Source organism: Rhizobium sp. RAF36 (genome assembly GCF_052114105.1).
Classification (GTDB): domain Bacteria; phylum Pseudomonadota; class Alphaproteobacteria; order Rhizobiales; family Rhizobiaceae; genus Rhizobium.
The window spans coordinates 1,067,597-1,085,070 of record NZ_JBFREC010000001.1; the positions used below are offsets into that span (position 1 = coordinate 1,067,597).

General features: G+C 60.9%; 20 protein-coding genes and 2 tRNA genes. 15 read left to right on the top strand and 7 right to left on the bottom strand.

Translation table 11 applies throughout. The annotated features are described in order from the left end of the window. Positions 1–21 precede the first annotated feature (21 nt). The 3 genes from AB4Z25_RS05325 to AB4Z25_RS05335 all read right to left on the bottom strand — a co-directional run bounded on the left by AB4Z25_RS05325 (position 22) and on the right by AB4Z25_RS05335 (position 4,740). Positions 22–2,862, bottom strand: coding sequence for a valine--tRNA ligase (locus AB4Z25_RS05325; RefSeq protein WP_112539680.1), 2,841 nt, complete (start codon positions 2,860–2,862; stop codon positions 22–24). A 119-nt stretch (positions 2,863–2,981) separates the two neighbouring features. Continuing rightward, positions 2,982–3,863, bottom strand: coding sequence for a DUF2497 domain-containing protein (locus AB4Z25_RS05330; protein ID WP_112539682.1), 882 nt, complete (start codon positions 3,861–3,863; stop codon positions 2,982–2,984). Between the two features lie 232 nt (positions 3,864–4,095). Continuing rightward, entirely contained in the window at positions 4,096–4,740 is a 645-nt protein-coding gene (locus AB4Z25_RS05335; RefSeq protein WP_112539684.1) for a protein-L-isoaspartate O-methyltransferase family protein, read from the bottom strand. A 362-nt stretch (positions 4,741–5,102) separates the two neighbouring features. Here AB4Z25_RS05335 and AB4Z25_RS05340 point away from each other — a divergent pair, with 362 nt between their 5' ends. Both AB4Z25_RS05340 and AB4Z25_RS05345 read left to right on the top strand, forming a co-directional pair. Then, the gene (locus AB4Z25_RS05340; RefSeq protein ID WP_112539686.1) at positions 5,103–5,327 is read left to right on the top strand and encodes a hypothetical protein; all 225 of its coding nucleotides are present in this window, start codon (positions 5,103–5,105) and stop codon (positions 5,325–5,327) included. Positions 5,328–5,396: 69 nt separating this feature from the next. Beyond that, entirely contained in the window at positions 5,397–5,540 is a 144-nt protein-coding gene (locus AB4Z25_RS05345; RefSeq protein ID WP_162705969.1) for a hypothetical protein, read from the top strand. A gap of 21 nt (positions 5,541–5,561) precedes the next feature. Here the strand turns inward: AB4Z25_RS05345 and AB4Z25_RS05350 are convergent, their stop codons facing one another. Further along, positions 5,562–5,795 carry a hypothetical protein gene (locus AB4Z25_RS05350; RefSeq protein WP_112387956.1) on the bottom strand — a complete coding sequence of 78 codons (234 nt, stop codon included), beginning with the start codon at positions 5,793–5,795 and terminating at the stop codon, positions 5,562–5,564. Positions 5,796–5,954: 159 nt separating this feature from the next. On the opposite strand from AB4Z25_RS05350, the gene AB4Z25_RS05355 reads away from it, so the two are divergent. From AB4Z25_RS05355 to AB4Z25_RS05375, 5 genes are all read left to right on the top strand, one after another. After that, a tRNA-Cys gene (locus AB4Z25_RS05355) sits at positions 5,955–6,028 on the top strand. 194 nt (positions 6,029–6,222) lie between these two features. Then, positions 6,223–6,456: a hypothetical protein gene (locus AB4Z25_RS05360; protein ID WP_112539689.1), complete on the top strand. Its 234-nt coding sequence runs from the start codon at positions 6,223–6,225 to the stop codon at positions 6,454–6,456. A 58-nt stretch (positions 6,457–6,514) separates the two neighbouring features. Further along, the gene (locus tag AB4Z25_RS05365; RefSeq protein ID WP_310298919.1) at positions 6,515–6,682 is read left to right on the top strand and encodes a hypothetical protein; all 168 of its coding nucleotides are present in this window, start codon (positions 6,515–6,517) and stop codon (positions 6,680–6,682) included. Between the two features lie 144 nt (positions 6,683–6,826). After that, entirely contained in the window at positions 6,827–7,468 is a 642-nt protein-coding gene (locus AB4Z25_RS05370) for a DUF47 domain-containing protein (RefSeq protein WP_112387954.1), read from the top strand. Then, a complete protein-coding gene (locus tag AB4Z25_RS05375) occupies positions 7,468–8,472 on the top strand; it encodes an inorganic phosphate transporter (protein WP_112387953.1) in 1,005 nt (334 codons plus the stop codon). The genes AB4Z25_RS05370 and AB4Z25_RS05375 overlap by 1 nt, the downstream gene beginning before the upstream one ends. A 9-nt stretch (positions 8,473–8,481) precedes the next feature. On the opposite strand, the gene AB4Z25_RS05380 is transcribed toward AB4Z25_RS05375, so the two are convergent. Next, positions 8,482–8,781, bottom strand: a complete 300-nt coding sequence (locus AB4Z25_RS05380) for a hypothetical protein (protein WP_112513818.1) — start codon at positions 8,779–8,781, stop codon at positions 8,482–8,484. Between the two features lie 117 nt (positions 8,782–8,898). On the opposite strand from AB4Z25_RS05380, the gene AB4Z25_RS05385 reads away from it, so the two are divergent. Both AB4Z25_RS05385 and AB4Z25_RS05390 read left to right on the top strand, forming a co-directional pair. After that, positions 8,899–8,973: transfer RNA gene (locus AB4Z25_RS05385), tRNA-Asn, on the top strand. Between the two features lie 23 nt (positions 8,974–8,996). Next, the gene (locus AB4Z25_RS05390) at positions 8,997–9,317 is read left to right on the top strand and encodes a hypothetical protein (protein WP_162698793.1); all 321 of its coding nucleotides are present in this window, start codon (positions 8,997–8,999) and stop codon (positions 9,315–9,317) included. On the opposite strand, the gene AB4Z25_RS05395 is transcribed toward AB4Z25_RS05390, so the two are convergent. Continuing rightward, entirely contained in the window at positions 9,318–9,638 is a 321-nt protein-coding gene (locus AB4Z25_RS05395) for a hypothetical protein (protein WP_112539694.1), read from the bottom strand. It lies immediately after the preceding gene. Positions 9,639–9,819: 181 nt separating this feature from the next. Between AB4Z25_RS05395 and AB4Z25_RS05400 the strand changes: the two genes are divergently transcribed. From AB4Z25_RS05400 to AB4Z25_RS05425, 6 genes are all read left to right on the top strand, one after another. Continuing rightward, the gene (locus AB4Z25_RS05400; protein ID WP_112387949.1) at positions 9,820–10,128 is read left to right on the top strand and encodes a hypothetical protein; all 309 of its coding nucleotides are present in this window, start codon (positions 9,820–9,822) and stop codon (positions 10,126–10,128) included. Positions 10,129–10,280: 152 nt separating this feature from the next. Beyond that, positions 10,281–11,732, top strand: a complete 1,452-nt coding sequence (locus AB4Z25_RS05405; protein WP_112539815.1) for a cryptochrome/photolyase family protein — start codon at positions 10,281–10,283, stop codon at positions 11,730–11,732. Next, entirely contained in the window at positions 11,729–13,075 is a 1,347-nt protein-coding gene (locus AB4Z25_RS05410) for an NAD(P)/FAD-dependent oxidoreductase (RefSeq protein WP_442207890.1), read from the top strand. The genes AB4Z25_RS05405 and AB4Z25_RS05410 overlap by 4 nt, the downstream gene beginning before the upstream one ends. After that, the gene (locus tag AB4Z25_RS05415) at positions 13,072–13,926 is read left to right on the top strand and encodes a DUF1365 domain-containing protein (RefSeq protein WP_112539698.1); all 855 of its coding nucleotides are present in this window, start codon (positions 13,072–13,074) and stop codon (positions 13,924–13,926) included. The genes AB4Z25_RS05410 and AB4Z25_RS05415 overlap by 4 nt, the downstream gene beginning before the upstream one ends. 80 nt (positions 13,927–14,006) lie before the next feature. Beyond that, positions 14,007–15,266 carry an SAM-dependent methyltransferase gene (locus AB4Z25_RS05420; RefSeq protein WP_112539701.1) on the top strand — a complete coding sequence of 420 codons (1,260 nt, stop codon included), beginning with the start codon at positions 14,007–14,009 and terminating at the stop codon, positions 15,264–15,266. A gap of 36 nt (positions 15,267–15,302) precedes the next feature. After that, entirely contained in the window at positions 15,303–16,610 is a 1,308-nt protein-coding gene (locus tag AB4Z25_RS05425) for an MFS transporter (RefSeq protein WP_442207891.1), read from the top strand. On the opposite strand, the gene AB4Z25_RS05430 is transcribed toward AB4Z25_RS05425, so the two are convergent. Then, a complete protein-coding gene (locus AB4Z25_RS05430) occupies positions 16,611–17,447 on the bottom strand; it encodes an SDR family NAD(P)-dependent oxidoreductase (RefSeq protein WP_112539705.1) in 837 nt (278 codons plus the stop codon). Between the last annotated feature and the right edge of the window lie 27 nt (positions 17,448–17,474).

The following is a 17,474-nucleotide window of genomic DNA, read 5'->3' on the forward strand; positions in this document are numbered from 1 at the left end:
TAGTTTACTACCAAGAGTGGATTAAGCTTCGTTCACCCTCGCCAGCGCAACCGTCAGGCTTTCCATCTGCCCCTGCAGTTCGGTCAGGCGCTCGCGCTCGGCTTCGACCACTTCGGGATTGGCGTTGGCGACGAACTTCTCGTTCGACAGCTTGCCGTTGATGCGGGCCATCTCGCCTTCGGTCTTGCCGATCGCCTTTTCGAGACGCGACTTCTCGGCCGAAAGGTCGATCAGGCTGCCGAGTGGCAGGCAGGCCGTGGCTTCTCCGACGACGATCTGTGCAGCGCCCTTCGGCGCAGTGTCGGCAAGCGAGACAGTCTCCACGCGCGCCAGACGCTTGATCGCCGCGTCGTGGCGCGACAGGCACTCCCTGGTCAGCGCATTGGCGTTGACGAAGACGAGCGGCGCAGTCGCCGACGGCGGGACGTTCATCTCGGCGCGAACCGAGCGGATGCCGGACACCAGATCGATCAGCCAGTTGATCTCATCGGCGGCCGCATCGTCGGAGAAGGACGGTGCCGGCCAGTCGGCGTGGCAGACGAGTGTATCGCGCTCGATGCCTTCGCCTGCGGTATGCGCCCAGAGTTCTTCCGTCATGAACGGCATGAACGGATGCAGCAGCTTGTAGATCTCTTCGAGAATATAGGCGCTGCAGGCCTGCGCTTCCGCCTTGGCAGTCTCGTCCTCGCCGCTGAAGACAGGCTTCAGCAGTTCGAGATACCAGTCGCAGACCTGGTTCCAGACGAAACGGTAAAGCGCGCCGGCCGCATCGTTGAAACGGTAGGCCTCGATGGCTTCCGTTACGTCACGTTCCGCACGGGCAAGTTCCGTCAGGATCCAGCGGTTGATGGTCAGCTTGACGCTATCAGGCGCGAAGTTCGGGTCGCTCTTGGCGCCGTTCATCTCGGCAAAGCGCGTCGCGTTCCAGAGCTTGGTTCCGAAGTTGCGGTAGCCGGCGATACGCGCCGGGTCGAGCTTCACGTCGCGTCCCTGCGCCGCCATGATGGCCAGCGTGAAACGCAGCGCGTCGGCGCCGTATTCGTCGATCAGTTCCAGGGGGTCGATGACGTTGCCCTTCGACTTCGACATCTTCTGGCCGTTCTTGTCGCGGACCAGCGCGTGGATATAGACGGTATGGAAGGGCTCGACCGGATTGCCGTCCTCGTCCTTCATGAAGTGCAGACCCATCTGCATCATGCGAACCACCCAGAACGGGATGATGTCGAAGCCGGTGACCAGAACGTTGGTCGGGTAATAGCGCGCCAGCTCAGGCGTCTTTTCCGGCCAGCCGAGCGTCGAGAACGGCCAGAGCGCCGACGAGAACCAGGTATCCAGAACGTCTTCGTCGCGGGTCAGGATTTCGCCCGGCTTGAAGTTTTCGAGCAGGTCCTCGACATAGGCCTTCATCGGGCCTTCATGCGACAGATAATGCTGGATCGCCGCCTGCAGCGCTTCCTCTTCGGTCTTCTCGACGAAGACCTGACCATCCGGGCCATACCATGCCGGGATCTGGTGTCCCCACCAGAGCTGGCGGGAGATGCACCAGGGCTGGATGTTTTCCATCCATTGGAAGTAGGTGTTTTCCCAGTTCTTCGGCACGAACTTGGTGCGGCCTTCGCGAACCGAGGCGATCGCTGGCTTGGCGAGCGTCTTGTTGTCGACCCACCACTGTTCCGTCAGGCGCGGCTCGATCGGCACGCCGCCACGGTCGCCATGCGGAACCATGTGCTTGTGCGGCTCAATCTTGTCGAGCAGACCGGCTTCTTCGAAAATCTCGACGATGATCTTGCGCGCCGCGAAGCGATCCTGGCCCTCGAGACGATCCCAGGCGCCATGCAGGGCAGCCGGATTGTCGAGACCTTCCAGAAAGTCCTCGTTTTCCTTGATGGTGACCGAACCATCGATATCCAGCACGTTGATAGCGCGCAGACCGGTGCGCCGGGCGACGTCGAAGTCGTTGAAATCATGCGCCGGCGTCAGCTTGACGGCGCCGGTACCGGCGGTCGGATCGGCATAGCTGTCGGCGACAACAGGGATCTTGCGGCCGACGATCGGCAGGATGACGTGCTTGCCGACGATCGACGTATAGCGATCGTCGTCCGGGTTGACGGCAACACCGGTGTCGCCAAGCATGGTTTCCGGGCGGGTCGTGGCAACGACGAGATAGTCGCGGGTTTCGAATTCGGTCGGCTTGCCATCTTCGTCGAAGGCAACCGGATGCTGGTAGGTGACGCCCTCTTCCAGTGGATAGCGCAGATGCCAGAGGTTACCCTTGACCTCGAGCTGCTCGACTTCCATGTCGGAAATTGCCGTCAGCAGCTTCGGATCCCAATTGACCAGACGCTTGTCCTTGTAGATGAGCCCCTGCTTGTAAAGCGTTACAAACACTTCGAGAACGGCCTGCGACAGACCCTCGTCCATGGTGAAGCGTTCGCGCGACCAGTCACAGGAGGCGCCAAGGCGCTTCAGCTGGTTGAAGATCAGGCCGCCCGATTCAGCCTTCCATTCCCAGACCTTGTCGATGAAGGCGTCGCGGCCCATGTCGCGGCGGCCCGGAAGCTGCTGTTCCATCAGCTTGCGCTCGACGACCATCTGCGTGGCGATGCCCGCATGGTCCATGCCCGGCTGCCACAGCACATCCTTGCCGCGCATCCGCTCGAAGCGGATCATGATGTCCTGCAGCGTGTTGTTGAGCGCGTGGCCCATGTGCAGGGAGCCCGTCACGTTTGGCGGCGGGATGACGATCGTGAACGTCTCGGCGCCCGGCTTCTTGTTGGCGCCGGCACGGAAAGCATCGGCTTCGTCCCATTTCGCAGCGATTTTCGGTTCGACTGCGGCGGAATCATAGGTCTTGTCGAGCATTTTATGACCAAACTTCGGGGTTTTAGGATGCGGGTTTGTAAATAGGATGGCTGCGGGCAAGTCAATAAAAAAGCCGCCCCGGAAACCGGAGCGGCTTGTTCGTTAAAAAGCGTTTCCGGTTAGCGGCGCGGACCGCGCGCCACGCGCTCGATTTCTTCACGCACGAGGCGTTCGACCAGCGTCGGCAGATTGTCGTCCAGCCATTCGCGCAGCATCGGACGCAGCATGTCTTCGGCGATCTCATCCAGCGAGCGACGCTCGGCGCCATCGATGGCAAGCGCCAGTTCCTCGAAGGAACGTGCGACCTGAAGGCTGGCATCCTGGGAGATCAGCGCCTGGGCTTCTTCCATGATCTGCGGCAGAAACTGGGGCATGGCAGCCGGGGCTTCGGCGACGGGTGCCTCCGGCGCGATTTCGGCCTGCGGAGCGATCGTTGCCTGCGGCTCCGGGAACACTTCTGTGGCAGCGGCTGCTACCGGCTGAGGGGCAGCGTCCACCGGTGCGGCTTCGGCAACAAGCGGCGCCGGCTTCGGTGCCGGCAGCGGGGCGACGACGGGAGCGGATACATGCTCGACCGGTGCGCGGACATGTTCAGCGACGGGCTCGGCCACGGGGTCCGGCTGGCGGAAGACCGGCGGGAGCTCGCGCGGCGGCTGGGCCGGCAGACGCTCGGAGGCGGCACGAACCCGGGCGGCGACATCGGCAAGCGACATGGAGCGCGCGGGCTCCTCGATATCGCGCGTACCTGCCGAATTGGCGGCGACGAAGCGCGGATCGGCCTGCATCACCGGCTCGGGAAACTCGACATTGGCATAGGTGTCGTCGACGGTCAGACGGATGTTGGAGTCGCTGCCTTCGTCTTCGCTGTCATCGCCGTAAACCGGCGGCAGAGATTGGGAAATGGCCTTGCCGGCACCCGGATCATTGCTCTCGATGATCTGGCGGATCGACGCCAGGATCTCTTCCATGGACGGTTCACGCGCTACGCTTGGCTGAGCCATATCTATCCCCGTTATGCTAAAAGCAACGATCGGATTGCGTGGTGTGGGCATCCGAATCACCCAGACACTAGAATACCCAAGACGCGAAAAAAATCATCGCGAATCAAATGAATGCGTCCATGCACAGTTTTGTTGGATGAACTGCGTGCCGTCTGCCCGGCCCGGTTTCAGCGCCGCAAACGCAAACGGGCGCCCGAGGCGCCCGCATCGTCAAGGAGCAATGCAATCCTGCTCAGAACACGAATTCGCGCAGCTTTGCGAAGCCCGGCAGCGGCTTGACCGACGCGTTGAAGAAGACATTTTCGGAAACGGCGCCGCGCTCGGAAACGAAGACCTTGGCGCGGGCGGCGTTGCCGTAACCTTCGACTGTGACCAGACGGCCGCCCTCGGCGAGCTGGCCGAGAAGAGCTGCCGGAACCTGCTCGACGGAACCGTTGACGAAGATCAGATCATAAGGCGCGCCGGCCGTATGGCCCTTCTCGAGACTGCCGGTGACAACGGCGACATTCGGATAGGCTGCGAGATTGGCCTTTGCCGTTGCGGCAAGCGCTTCATCGGATTCGAGAGCGGTGACCGAACCGGCGATCAGCGACAGCAGCGCCGAGGTATAGCCGGTACCGCAGCCGACTTCGAGAACCGTGTCGTCCTTGGTGATCGCGGCAAGCTGCAGCAGCTTTGCCAGCGGCGAGGCTTCCATCAGGAAGCGGCCGGGACAGATCTCGACGTCATTATCGATATAGGCCAGCGCCTTCGACTTTTCAGGCACGAAAGTTTCGCGCTCGACCGTCAGGAACGCGCTCAACACGGAATGGGACGTCACGTCCGTCGTACGGATCTGGTTGTCGACCATCTTCACGCGTGCTGATTCGAAATCCATCTTATCCTCTTGCCCGTTTTCGGCGGCTACATGCGTCTCTTAATCCCGGGTTCGGATGCTTTCAAGGCTCCGCGCGCGGCTGCGGCAAGAATACTTGAGTGGACGCGGCGCTGTCGCGTGCGCCAGCGCGCATTCCAAACTCCGAAGTGGCATAAAGCGTGGCCCTGTGGTATTATTGCAACCGGAGGAAATGAGGAGGAGCAGGCCATGTCTGCCATGTTCGTGCATTTCACACTCTTCGACTTGTTCATCGGTGCGGCGCTCGTCGGCATTCTTTGCTGCGGGCTGGTCAACAGCCGGACGAGTTGAGGACAATCACAGCGCAGCAGGCAGGAATCAGTAGGCCCGCTCTTTAGGTTCGAATGCGAAGCACGGGTTTTACGATTTTCATTCTGCTGCTGATCGCCGCCGCAAGCGTCATTCTTGCGGGCGTGTTGTCCATGCGGCTATCCTTGGCGGGAACGCTCGGAGATTGCTTCACTGGCGCATGCGGCTACACGACCGTGTTCATCGCCTGGCCGGGCTTGACGCTTAGCTTTTTTGCCATCGGCGCCTATCTTTACCTGAAATCCGCACCAAGACCCTGAACAGCGTTTCAGGAACCTGTCAGCTTCGCTTGCGATAAAGGCCGCAATCGAAGCGAACGCGGAATAGGCATGAACAGATCCCTGATACTCGGCGCCTGCTTTATCGGCGGTTTCGTCGCAATCATTCTCTGCATTCCACTGATCGGCTCTGCCGCACCCAGCGTCACCACAGGTGGCGTCTCGCCGATTGCCGCGCTTCAAAGATCGAATTGAGGCGTTGGATAGCCGCGCGGATCAGCGCATTGTCTTCAAAAGCGCCGCCAATGCCGCGGCATCCGCTCTCGCCACCCGCTCCTGCATATGCCCTTCGGCAAGATAGCCGACGGCATCCAGCGCTTCCTGCTCACTCCATCCGGCGGCAACCGCCGCCTCGATCAAATCGCGGAACGCGAACTGAAGCGCGTCCTGGCACCGAATGTGGCGGTCGGGATCGTCCTTGGTGACAAAGGGTTTTGAGATGTTTCTCATATATGGATAATGAGCGGATTCGCCGAATGATCAAGGGCGCCGGATGCCGATTGCCGGTGGACGAGTTGTTGCCGGTCAAGATTTTTCGAAAAACACCTCTTGCGGTTTCCTTTGGATCATTCTAAATCCGCGCCACCACTGAACAAGTCGTTCACGGATGGCCTCGTGGCGGAGTGGTGACGCAGAGGACTGCAAATCCTTGTACCCCGGTTCAATTCCGGGCGAGGCCTCCAAATTCAACAATCCAAGCTTGTATTGCCGGAATACATCCCCGCCCCTGCGGCCGGTGATGTATTATCCATTTTTGGGATAATGCTGTTTAAGCTAAAGCTTATCTGTGAATATAATCAGACTCTACTTCTGATAATATAGACATGATCAAAATCCCATGTGACGTTGCATCCTGCGTATAGAAGCGGGATGACACATGGCGAAAACGAGATACATTTTCGATCATAAGTCTGAGAAAGCGGTCCTGTTTCAAGCAGGCAAGTTTTTGTTCCCAATCGGCGGCAGCAAGGCCGAGCACTGGATCGACGGAGACTATGTTTTCTCCCTGACGACGCAAAAGATTACCTACTGGATTCTCGGCCAGGACTTGTATGGCCATATCGGCAACGGTGAACTGACCCGTGAACCGCTGTTCTACTTCGGTGAATGAGCAGACTTGACTATTCGCTTGAATGAGAACAAAATAGGAACATAAGACGGAGGTTCCTATGACCCATGCCGAACAGGTAATTGCGAATGCGCTTGCGACCGTGGCTGCCAGCCGCGCTGAGCGGGAAAAGGACGAGGAGCGCAGACGGCGCGTGTTCGGCAAGATCGATATCGGCCTGCCCCTGCCTCAGATCAAGAACCGGCAGCTGACACTCGACCTTCATTAAGAGAATCGTATTCCCGGGGCTGTGTGAAACCTGCCTCAAACGCGTGGAAAAGCCTGCTGGCGCGGTATGTTCGGCCCGGCTTTTATTGCAACAGGACCCCATTTGTGACAGTTGCGTGACAACTCAAGCACTCACGGGGTCGCCATGTTAAGCTGGTTTCGCAAACTTCTTCCGCGCGAAGACCGATTCTTCGATCTTTTTGCTCAGCACTCGCGCACCGTCGTCGGCGCGGCGGAATCGCTGAACGAATTGTTGGCCGGAAACGATACCGAGCGGCATTGCAACCGCATCGTCACGCTGGAAAACGAGGCCGACGATATTACCCGCGAAGTTTTGCTGGCCGTCCGCCGCAGCTTCATCACGCCATTCGACCGCGGCGACATCAAGGATCTGATCCAGTCGCTCGATGACGCGATCGACATGATGCACAAGACGGTCAAGACCATCCGCCTGTTCGAACAGAAGAGCTTCGATCCAGGTATGCAGGAGATGGGCAAGGAAATCGTCAAGGCGGCCCATCTGATTGCCGAGGCCATTCCGCTTCTCGACCGCATGGGCGCCAATGCGCAGCGGCTGACGTCGATCGCCGAGGAAGTGACCCGGGTCGAAGGTAAGTCGGACGAGCTTTACGATCTCGGTCTGAAAGACCTGTTCCGCCGTCACGGCGCCTCCAACCCGATGGCGTATATCATCGGCAGTGAGATCTATGCCGAGCTCGAAAAGGTCGTCGACCGGTTCGAGGACGTCGCCAACGAAATCAGCGGCATCGTGATCGAGAACGTCTGATGGATGCCACCCTCGCCTTTCCGCTGCTGATCGGACTGATCGCGGTCGCGCTGTTCTTCGACTTCCTGAACGGACTGCACGACGCGGCGAATTCGATCGCGACGATCGTCTCGACGCGTGTGTTGAAGCCCCAATATGCCGTGATGTGGGCGGCGTTCTTCAATTTCATCGCCTTCCTGTTCTTCGGCCTGCATGTGGCGGAAACGCTGGGCACCGGTATCATCAATCCCGAGATCGTCAGCCCGCTGGTGATTTTTGCGGCCTTGATGGGCGCGATCATCTGGAACATCGTCACCTGGGTCTTCGGCATACCGTCGAGCTCATCGCATGCGCTGGTCGGCGGTCTCGTCGGCGCCGGTCTCGCCAAGGTCGGCTTCAGCTCGATCGTCTGGGGCGGCCTGCTGAAGACGGCGGGGGCCATCGTGCTGTCGCCGATGATCGGCTTTCTGCTGGCGCTGTTTCTGGTGCTCGCCGTCTCGTGGATCTTCGTGCGGCAGACGCCGTTTGCCGTCGACAGCACCTTCCGCATCCTGCAGTTCGTCTCCGCCTCGCTCTATTCGCTTGGCCATGGCGGCAATGATGCGCAGAAGACCATGGGCATCATCGCCGTGCTTCTCTATTCGCAGGGCTATCTCGGCGGCAGCTTCCACGTTCCGCTCTGGGTGGTGCTTTCCTGCCAGACGGCGATGGCGCTCGGTACGCTCTTCGGCGGCTGGCGAATCGTCCACACGATGGGATCAAAGATCACCAAGCTCAATCCGATGCAGGGTTTCTGCGCCGAGACCGGCGGAGCGCTGACGCTGTTCGGCGCGACATGGCTCGGCATTCCGGTTTCGACGACGCATACGATCACCGGCGCCATCATCGGCGTCGGCGCGGCAAAGCGCGTCTCAGCGGTGCGGTGGGGGCTTGCCGGCAATATCGTCATCGCCTGGGTGGTAACGCTGCCGGCGGCGGCATTGATCTCGGCGCTGTTCTACTGGGCCGCGGGCTTCTTCGCCTGATTCCAGACTTTAGCTACCGGCGGGCCTGCCCCGCCGGTGCCACCAGACCGACAGCCTGCGGCGCCAGCGGCGCGCCAAAGGCAGATCGTGCGACAGTACGATGAAGCCCAGCGGCAGCATCCAGAAGCCGAGGATGGGCAGAAACCCCAGGAAGCCACAGACAATCAGCAGCAGTCCGATGCCGATCCGCGCCATGCGCGAGCGCGGCAGCGGGATGCGCCAAGAGCCAAGAACGAGCTCGCCGGTCGCATGATCGATGCCAAAGCGCTTGGCGCGCGAATTTCCAGTGTTGTTTTTCCCGTCAGTCATCCACAGGAGATGGGGATAAGTGCAGCAATTGCAAGCAGATGTCATTTTTTTGAAAAAACCGCTTGGCAAATCGAACAAGCATTTGTATTAGCCCACTCACACCGCGGCAAGCGGTGATCCCTGGTAGCTCAGCGGTAGAGCATTCGACTGTTAATCGACAGGTCGCCGGTTCGAATCCGGCCCGGGGAGCCAGATTCATCAGCCTAGCTGATAGATTGAATGAGCCGGTTCGTCAGCGAACCGGCTCTTCTTTTTTCTGCGCTACAATGCGTGGAACAATCTCCGCCCTCGCCGCTTACCATCTGATGGCAGAGGATTTTTCAGAACGGTGCGAGCAGGCCCTTCAGCGGTTCATGGCGGAGTTCGGCATAACCGAGCGCGACAAAGCGATGCGCCATATCGTGCAGGATTGGCTGATCAGCCACGGCTATGCGGAAACGCTTGAAGGCAACGCTCAACGCCCCGAAGGCGATAGCGGACGCGATCCGGAATTCGTGCAATATCCAAGCTATTACAAGGATGGCGGCACGCTCTGATCAGAGCGACGACGATGTCGTGTTGATCAGATCGCAATCGATGCGCAGGCCGATCTCGCTGACGCAGAAGCGCCCGCTGTCTTCGCCATCACCCGACGCGAAATTCAGCGGCGGCGGCACGCGGACCGGTTCAGCCGTCCAAAGGACCGGCCGCGACAGGTCAAGACGCTGGCTCTCGGCAGATTCGCTCTTCAGGATAGCAGTGGCCGCCATCATGCCGCCGATCGTCAGGGCAACCGACAGGGCGGCCTTGAACGACATATCCGCTGCTTCGATAAAGGAAATGACCACCTGAACCCCACGCGCCGCATCATGCGACATGGCGCTTCCTAATCACGCGAAAGAAGCCGTGGCCAGCGGCTTCGCCTGTTAAGGTTTACGCGTAACCACGCCGGCTTTTGCGGACTGAAACTTCAACGGGAAATTTCGGAACAATAGCTCGTCCCACGGGTTTCGCCTTGGTCACCCATAGTGAGGAAGCAGAATAAGGAGGAGTTTCTCCATGCGTAAGACATTTGCCGCAGCATCGCTGCTCGCCATCGGCCTCGCCGCGCCCGCCTTCGCGCAATCGGCACCGGCCTACGATACGACGGCACCGGATGCACCGCGCTATTCGTCCGATATGAGCGTTGATAACAACGGCACGCATCCTGTTCGTGTCGAGCCGGTCGATCCGGTGACGACCGAGAGCATCGGCGAGCCGCGTGGCGTGCTCGATTGCCCGAATATGCCGCAGCAGGGCGTCGTCGATAGCCGTGCCGGTCAGGGCGGCGCATCGATCAGCGATCGCTGCCGCGAGTATGACAACTGACCGACGTCATTCCCCGGAAAGGGCCGGTTTCGACCGGCCTTTTTCATGTCCGCCTGACGTGTGAATAAAACTGTCTCTCCGTCTGAAACTTTTGATCCAGAGGCGCCGTAAGTGCGTAGCAGACCAAAAGAACAGAACAGGGAATGACGGCGTTGGCGAAGGCAGTGGAAAAACCGGTTATTGTCTGGTTTCGCAAGGATTTGCGTCTGGACGACAATCACGCGCTGCACGAGGCTTGCGCCTTGGGAAAGCCGGTCATTCCTATCTATATCCGCGAGCCCGAATCGTCGGGCAATGGCCCGCTTGGCGCTGCCCAGGCCTGGTGGCTTCACCACTCTCTTGAAGCACTCGACCGCTCGCTTCAAAAACATCACAGCAAGCTCGTGCTTTTGAGCGGCAACGCGCTCGATGTGTTGCACGCGCTGATCAAATCGACGGGTGCCGAAACGGTGCTCTGGAACCGCCGCTACGATCCGCCTGGGATCGCCATCGACACGCGCATCAAGCACGAACTGGAGCGGCAGGCCGTACAGGCGCAGAGCTTTGCCGGGCAGCTGCTGCACGAGCCTTCTAAGCTGAAGACCGGCGCCGGCACGCCCTACCGGGTCTACACGCCGTTCTGGCGGGCGCTGGAGGGCTCCGGAGAGCCGCCGCATCCGCTGGAAGCGCCGAAGAAGATCGCGTTCCCCCGCCACTGGCCGCAATCGGAAAGCCTTGCTTCCTGGAAGCTGCTACCGGCGAAGCCGAACTGGGCGTCGGCCTTCGACGAGGTCTGGACGCCTGGCGAGGATGCGGCGCTGGAGAAGCTTGCCGATTTCGTCGACGATCGCCTGAGCGGCTACAAGAAGGATCGCGACTTCCCCTCGGTTACAGCCACCTCGATGCTGTCCCCGCATCTGGCACTCGGAGAAATATCGCCTGCCCGCATCTGGGATGCGACGCGGGGATTGTCGAAACGTGTTTCGCCGGATGATCTCGTGCATTTCCGCAAGGAGCTTGCCTGGCGGGAATTCTGCTATCATCTGCTCTTCCACTTCCCGAAGCTGCCCTACGCCAACTGGAACGATCGTTTCGACGGCTTCGAATGGCATAACAACAAGGCGCATTTCGACGCCTGGACGCGCGGCCTGACGGGATATCCGATCGTCGACGCCGGCATGCGTCAGCTCTGGCGGCATGGGATCATGCACAATCGCGTCAGGATGATCACCGGCTCGTTCCTGATCAAGGATCTGATGATCGACTGGCGGCGCGGCGAAAAGTGGTTCCGCGACACGCTCGTCGATGCCGATCCGGCGAGCAACGCGGCCAACTGGCAGTGGGTCGCGGGCTCCGGCGCCGATGCCTCGCCATTCTTCCGCATCTTCAATCCGGTGCTGCAGGGCGAGAAGTTCGATCCAGACGGCGCCTATGTGCGCGAATTCATCCCCGAGCTCGCAAAGCTCGACACCAAATACATCCACCGCCCCTTCGATGCACCGGCTGCGGTGCTTGAGAAAGCTGGCATCATTCTTGGTGACACCTATCCAAAACCGATCGTCGATCACGCCGCCGCCCGCGACCGCGCGCTGAAAGCTTACAACGCCATAAAGGACGCTGCATGAACGCGCATTTTCACATCGCCCGGCCACCGCAGGAACGCTTGAGGATCGCCGTGATCGGCTCCGGCATTTCGGGTGCTTCGGCTGCCTGGGCGCTCAATCCGGTGCACGACGTCACGCTGTTCGAAAAGAACAGCCGCCCCGGCGGACACACGGCGACCGTCGATGTCGATTATGACGGGAAGCACATCGCGGTCGATACCGGCTTCATCGTCTATAACGAATGCAACTACCCCAATCTGACCGCGCTGTTTGCGGAGCTCGACGTCGCAACGCATGCCAGCGACATGAGCTTCTCGCTGTCGCTGGACGAGGGCCGTCTTGAATGGAGCGGCTGCGGTCTCTCCTCGCTGTTTGCCCAAAAGCGCAACCTGCTGCGCCCGTCCTTCCTGCTGATGATCCGCGAGATCCTGCGCTTCAACAAGACCTGCCTGGAAGACCGCGCCGCCGGCCATCTGGCATCACGCTCGATCGGCGATTATCTCGATTGGCGCGGCTTTTCCCCTGGCTTCACCAACAATTACCTGGTGCCGATGGCGGCTGCCATCTGGTCGACGCCATCGCAGCGGATGATGCAGTTTCCGGCCGAACACTTCGTCAACTTCTTCGACAATCACCGGCTGATCTACACCAAGCAGCATCAGTGGCGGACCGTGACCGGCGGCAGCCGCAACTATCTGGAAAAGTTGCTGGCGCCGCTCGGCAGCCGGCTGAAGCTTTCCTGCGGCGTGCGCGGTGTGATGCGTAACGCTGATGGCGTGACCGTGATCGACGACAGCGGCAACGAGCAGCATTTCGACAAGGTGATCTTCGCCTCCCACAGCGACCAGACGGCGAGAATGCTCGTCGATGCCACCGATCGCGAGAAGCGGTTGCTCGGGGCCGTACCCTACCAGCCGAACCGCGTCGTGCTGCACCGCGATCTGTCGCTGATGCCCAAGCGGCAGAAGGTATGGGCATCGTGGAACTACCTGCGCTCCAGCGAGGACGATGGCCGCGCCGAGGTTGCCGTCAGCTACTGGATGAACCGGCTGCAGGGCATCGATCCCACGCTGCCGCTGTTCGTGACGCTCAATCCCGGGCGCGAGCCGGATCCGGCGAAGGTCTTTGCCGAGTTCAGCTATGAGCATCCGCAATTCTCGGCGGAAGGCATGGCGGCCCAGCGGGAGATCGCGTCGATCCAGGGAAACAACAATTGCTATTTCGCGGGCGCCTGGACGGGCTACGGGTTCCATGAGGATGGACTCGTATCCGGCCTAGCGGCGGCGGAAGCCCTGGGCGGGGTGATCCCCTGGCGGGCCACCCAGGCTTCTTCCCGCGAACCTCTTCTGGACGCGGCGGCGTGACTGCCCGCCCGCAAAGACATGGCGCGAGCATGGGACGGAACGGTCCGCCGCCGGATGCCGCCGCCGCGCTCTATTGCGGCAGCGTCATGCACCAGCGCATGAAGCCCTTCGGGCACCGCTTCCAGTACAAAGTCTTCTCGCTGCTCATCGATCTCGACCGGCTTGCGGAAGCCGACGGCCTGTCGCCGGTCTTCTCCGTCAACAGCCGCAACCTCGTCGCTTTTTACGAAGCCGATCACACCGGTACCGCCGGGATGCCGTTGCGCGCCTATGCCGACCGGCTGCTCGAGGACGCCGGGCTTGGTGAACGGGCGGCGCGCATTCTGCTCGTCTGCTATCCGCGTATCCTCGGCTACGTGTTCAATCCGATTTCCGTCTATTACGCCTATGGTGCGTCGGGCGATCTCATCGCCATGATCTACGAGGTCAGGAACACTTTTGGCGAGCGGCACACCTATGTTTGCCCCGTCGGCCTTGGCGACCTTTCGGACAGCGGGCTGCGGCAGAGCTGCAGCAAGCTTTTCCATGTTTCTCCCTTCATCGGCATGGATATGGACTATCACTTCCGCATGCTTCCGCCGGGCGACGAGATCCGCTGGCGGATCCTGGAGACAGATCGGCAGGGACCGCTGCTCGCGGCGACCTTCTCCGGCGCGATGAAGCCGCTCGCCACCGCCACCCTTGCCGGGCTGACGGCGCGCATTCCCTTCCTGACCTTCAAGATCGTCGCCGGCATCCATTGGGAGGCGCTCAAGCTCTGGATCAAGGGGGCGAAATACATCTCGCGCCCTGCCCCGCCGCCGCCGGTAAGTGTGCGCCATCCATCCCATATTGCAGAAGCTGCTGAATGACATTAGCGTTCGCAGAAATGCCGGGGGGCTGGCTCATGCAATCTCCGTCCTTAACCGGCTAACGGCTGGAGGAACCGATCATGACCACTGCAGAAGACTGGAATTCCTTTGCCCGCGGCGCACTGGCGCTGACGGCCGATAATCTTGGCCGCTTTTCGAAGGGTCTGCCACTGAAGGCGAAGTTCGCGCTGCGCGGCCTCCTGCAGATGCAGCACGGTGCGCTGGCGCTCGAGCTTCCGGACGGACGCAAGGCGCTGATCGAAGGACGGATCGAGGGTCCCCGCGCCGCCGTCAAGCTGAACAACTGGAACCTTGCCAGCCGGGCTATGACCAGCGGCACGATCGGTGTTGCCGAGACCTATATGGACGGCGACTGGCAGAGCCCCGACATTACCGCCTTCCTCGAACTGTTCCTGATCAACGGCGAGGCGGCCGAAAAATATTCGAACGGCAGGAAAGGCATCATGCGGGTGTTCGAGCGCATCCGCCACTGGATGAACACCAACACCAAGACGGGCTCGAAGCGCAACATTTCGGCCCACTACGATCTCGGCAACGACTTCTACAAACAGTGGCTCGATCCGACGATGACCTATTCGTCGGCGCTCTATTCCACCGGCGCCAACGATCTGCAGTCGGCACAGAACGCCAAATACCGGGCGCTCGCCGAAGCGACCGGCATCAGGCCCGGCGATCATGTGCTGGAGATCGGCTGCGGCTGGGGCGGCTTCGCTGAATTCGCCGCCAGCGAGATGAATTGCAAGGTGACGGGATTGACGATCAGCCGCGAGCAGCTGGCCTTTGCGGAAGAGCGCATCCGCAAGGCGGGGCTTGCCGACCGAGTCGAGCTGCGTTTCCAGGATTACCGCGACGAGAAAGGGCTCTACGACCGGATCGTCTCGATCGAGATGTTCGAGGCCGTCGGCGAAAAATACTGGCCCGCCTACTTCTCAAAGCTCCGCGAATGCCTGAAGCCGGGCGGCAAGGCCGGGCTGCAGATCATCACCATCAAACCCGAGGCTTTCGATCAGTATCGCAGCAATCCCGACTTCATCCAGAAATACGTCTTCCCGGGCGGCATGCTGCCGACGCAGGACCATCTGGCGGAACTCGGCCGCAGGGTCGATCTGTCGCTGGTGAAGGATTTCGGCTTCGGCCTCGATTACGCCCGGACATTGGCCGAATGGCGCGAACGCTTCTGGAATGTCTGGGAGCGGGTCCGGCCGATGGGCTTCGACGAGCGTTTCAAGCGCCTCTGGGAATTCTACCTCTTCTATTGCGAGGCAGGATTCCGCGCCAAGAATATCGACGTCCGCCAGGTCGTCTTTTCGCGCAGCTGACGGCAGCGGATGAGCGGCGAGCGGCATGGAGCAAATGTGACAGCCGCGACCCGCCTCGCCTATGCGCTGCCCGCCGCCCCGCTCGCAGCGCTCGGCCTGCCGCTCTATGCCGTCGTTCCGACCTATTATACCGAGACGCTCGGTCTGCCGCTTGCGGCCGTCGGGCTGACGCTGTTGCTGGTCCGGGTCTTCGATGCGGTCTGCGATCCCATTATCGGCTTGCTTGCCGACCGCTACCGGCCGAGATTCGGGCGACGGCGGTTCTTCTTCGCGCTGTCGTTACCGGTGGCGGCGATCGCGGCACTGGCGCTCTATGCGCCGCCTGCCGGTGCGACAGTGGTCTGGCTCGGATTCTGGGGCTGCCTGCTTTCCCTCGGCTTTACGCTGGCGCTGGTGCCCTATTCGGCTTGGGGCGCCGAACTGGTCAGCGATTATGCGGGGCGCACTTCGCTTGCCGCACAGCGCGAAGCGACGACGCTGGTGGGAACCCTGATCGCCATCGTCCTGCCCTTTGCAATCGGCCTTGATCCGGCGGGCGGCATTTCGGGACTGGCCGTGCTCGGCATTGCCGTCGCCATCTCGCTGCCAGTGATCGGCGCGTTTACCCTATCGAAAGTCCCGGAACCTTCGGAGCATACGGCTGCGATCGTCGGCTGGCGCAAGGGGCTCGGCTATCTCGCCGCCAATCGTCCGTTTGTCCGGCTGCTCTCCGCCTATTTCATGAACGGGCTTGCCAACGGAATACCCGCCACGCTGTTTCTTTATTTCGTCTCTGCGAGGCTCGGCATGCCCGAGGCACGCGGTCCGCTGCTTTTCATCTATTTCCTTGCCGGAATAGCCGGAGTGCCCCTGGCGGCGTTTGCCGCCAAACGAGCAGGTAAGCACCGCGCTTGGTGTCTGGCGATGATCGCCGCTTGTCTGGTGTTTGCCGTGGCACCTCTGCTGCCGCCGGGTGCCGTCTATTCGTTCGGCCTTATCTGTGTCCTGACCGGGCTGATGCTAGGCTTCGATCTGTCGCTGCCGCCTGCGATGCAGGCCGACGTGATCGACGAGGATACGGCGAATTCGGGCGAACAGCGCAGCGGCCTCTATTTCGCCGCCTGGGGACTGGCGACCAAGGCCTCGTTGGCCGTGGCTGCAGGGCTGGTGTTTCCCGCCCTGGCGTTGTTCGGCTTCGATGCCGCGAAGGGAGCAGACAACGCGCCTGCTGCGCTGACGGCGCTCGGCGCCATCTACGCATGGGTGCCGATCGCGCTGAAGCTCGGCGCCGTGGCATTGATGTGGAATTTTCCACTCGACGAGGCAAAGCATCGCGAGCTGCGCCATCGGATCGAAAGCCGCTGATCACTCGGCCGGATGGGGAGTGACGGGGTGATGGCTGTGCTTTCCGACCGGCCGTTCGCTCCAGCCGGTCGAGCGGTTCAGCAGCCAGAAGTACAGGCTATAGGGCAGCATGCGCAGCAACTTCAATTGATAGGTGAAGCGCTTCGGGAAGCTGATCTCGAAGGATTGGGATTTGAGGCCGGCGGCGATCTCCGACGCCGCTTCCTCGACGGATATCAGCGACGGCATCGGAAACTCGTTCTTCTGCGTTGCCGGCGTATCGACAAAACCCGGGCAGATGATCTGGATGCGGATTCCCATCTTGTCGAGATCGAACTTCAGGCTCTCGGCCATGTTGATAAGTGCAGCCTTGCTGGCGCCGTAGGCAGCGCTCGTTGGCAGCCCGCCATAGCCCGTCACCGACGAGACGATGGCGATCTGTCCCTGCCCCTTGCCCTTCATGTGCCGGACGGCAGGCACCAGACAGTTGACGACGCCGGAGAGGTTCACCGCAAAAGTCTTTTCGAAGTCGGCAATATGCAATTCCTCGGCATGAACGGGCAGATAGACACCGGCATTGAAGATCGCCATGGCGAGTGCGCCGTGTTCGTATTCGATCGAGGCGAGCACATGTTCCATGTCCTCGGCATCGGTCACGTCACCGTCGAGAACGATGATGCTGCCCGAAAGGCCGTTGGCTTCGGACTGCAGTTCGGCAAGCTTTTCGTGATCCCGGGCGGTGACGGCAACCTTGTAGCCCTCGCCTGCGAGCTTCAGCGCCAAGGCTCGGCCGATGCCGGAACTGGCGCCTGAAATCCAGACGATGCCGTGTTCGGGGCGGGCAATGAAATCGCGCATATGAAATACCTCCAAGACTGCCGGACT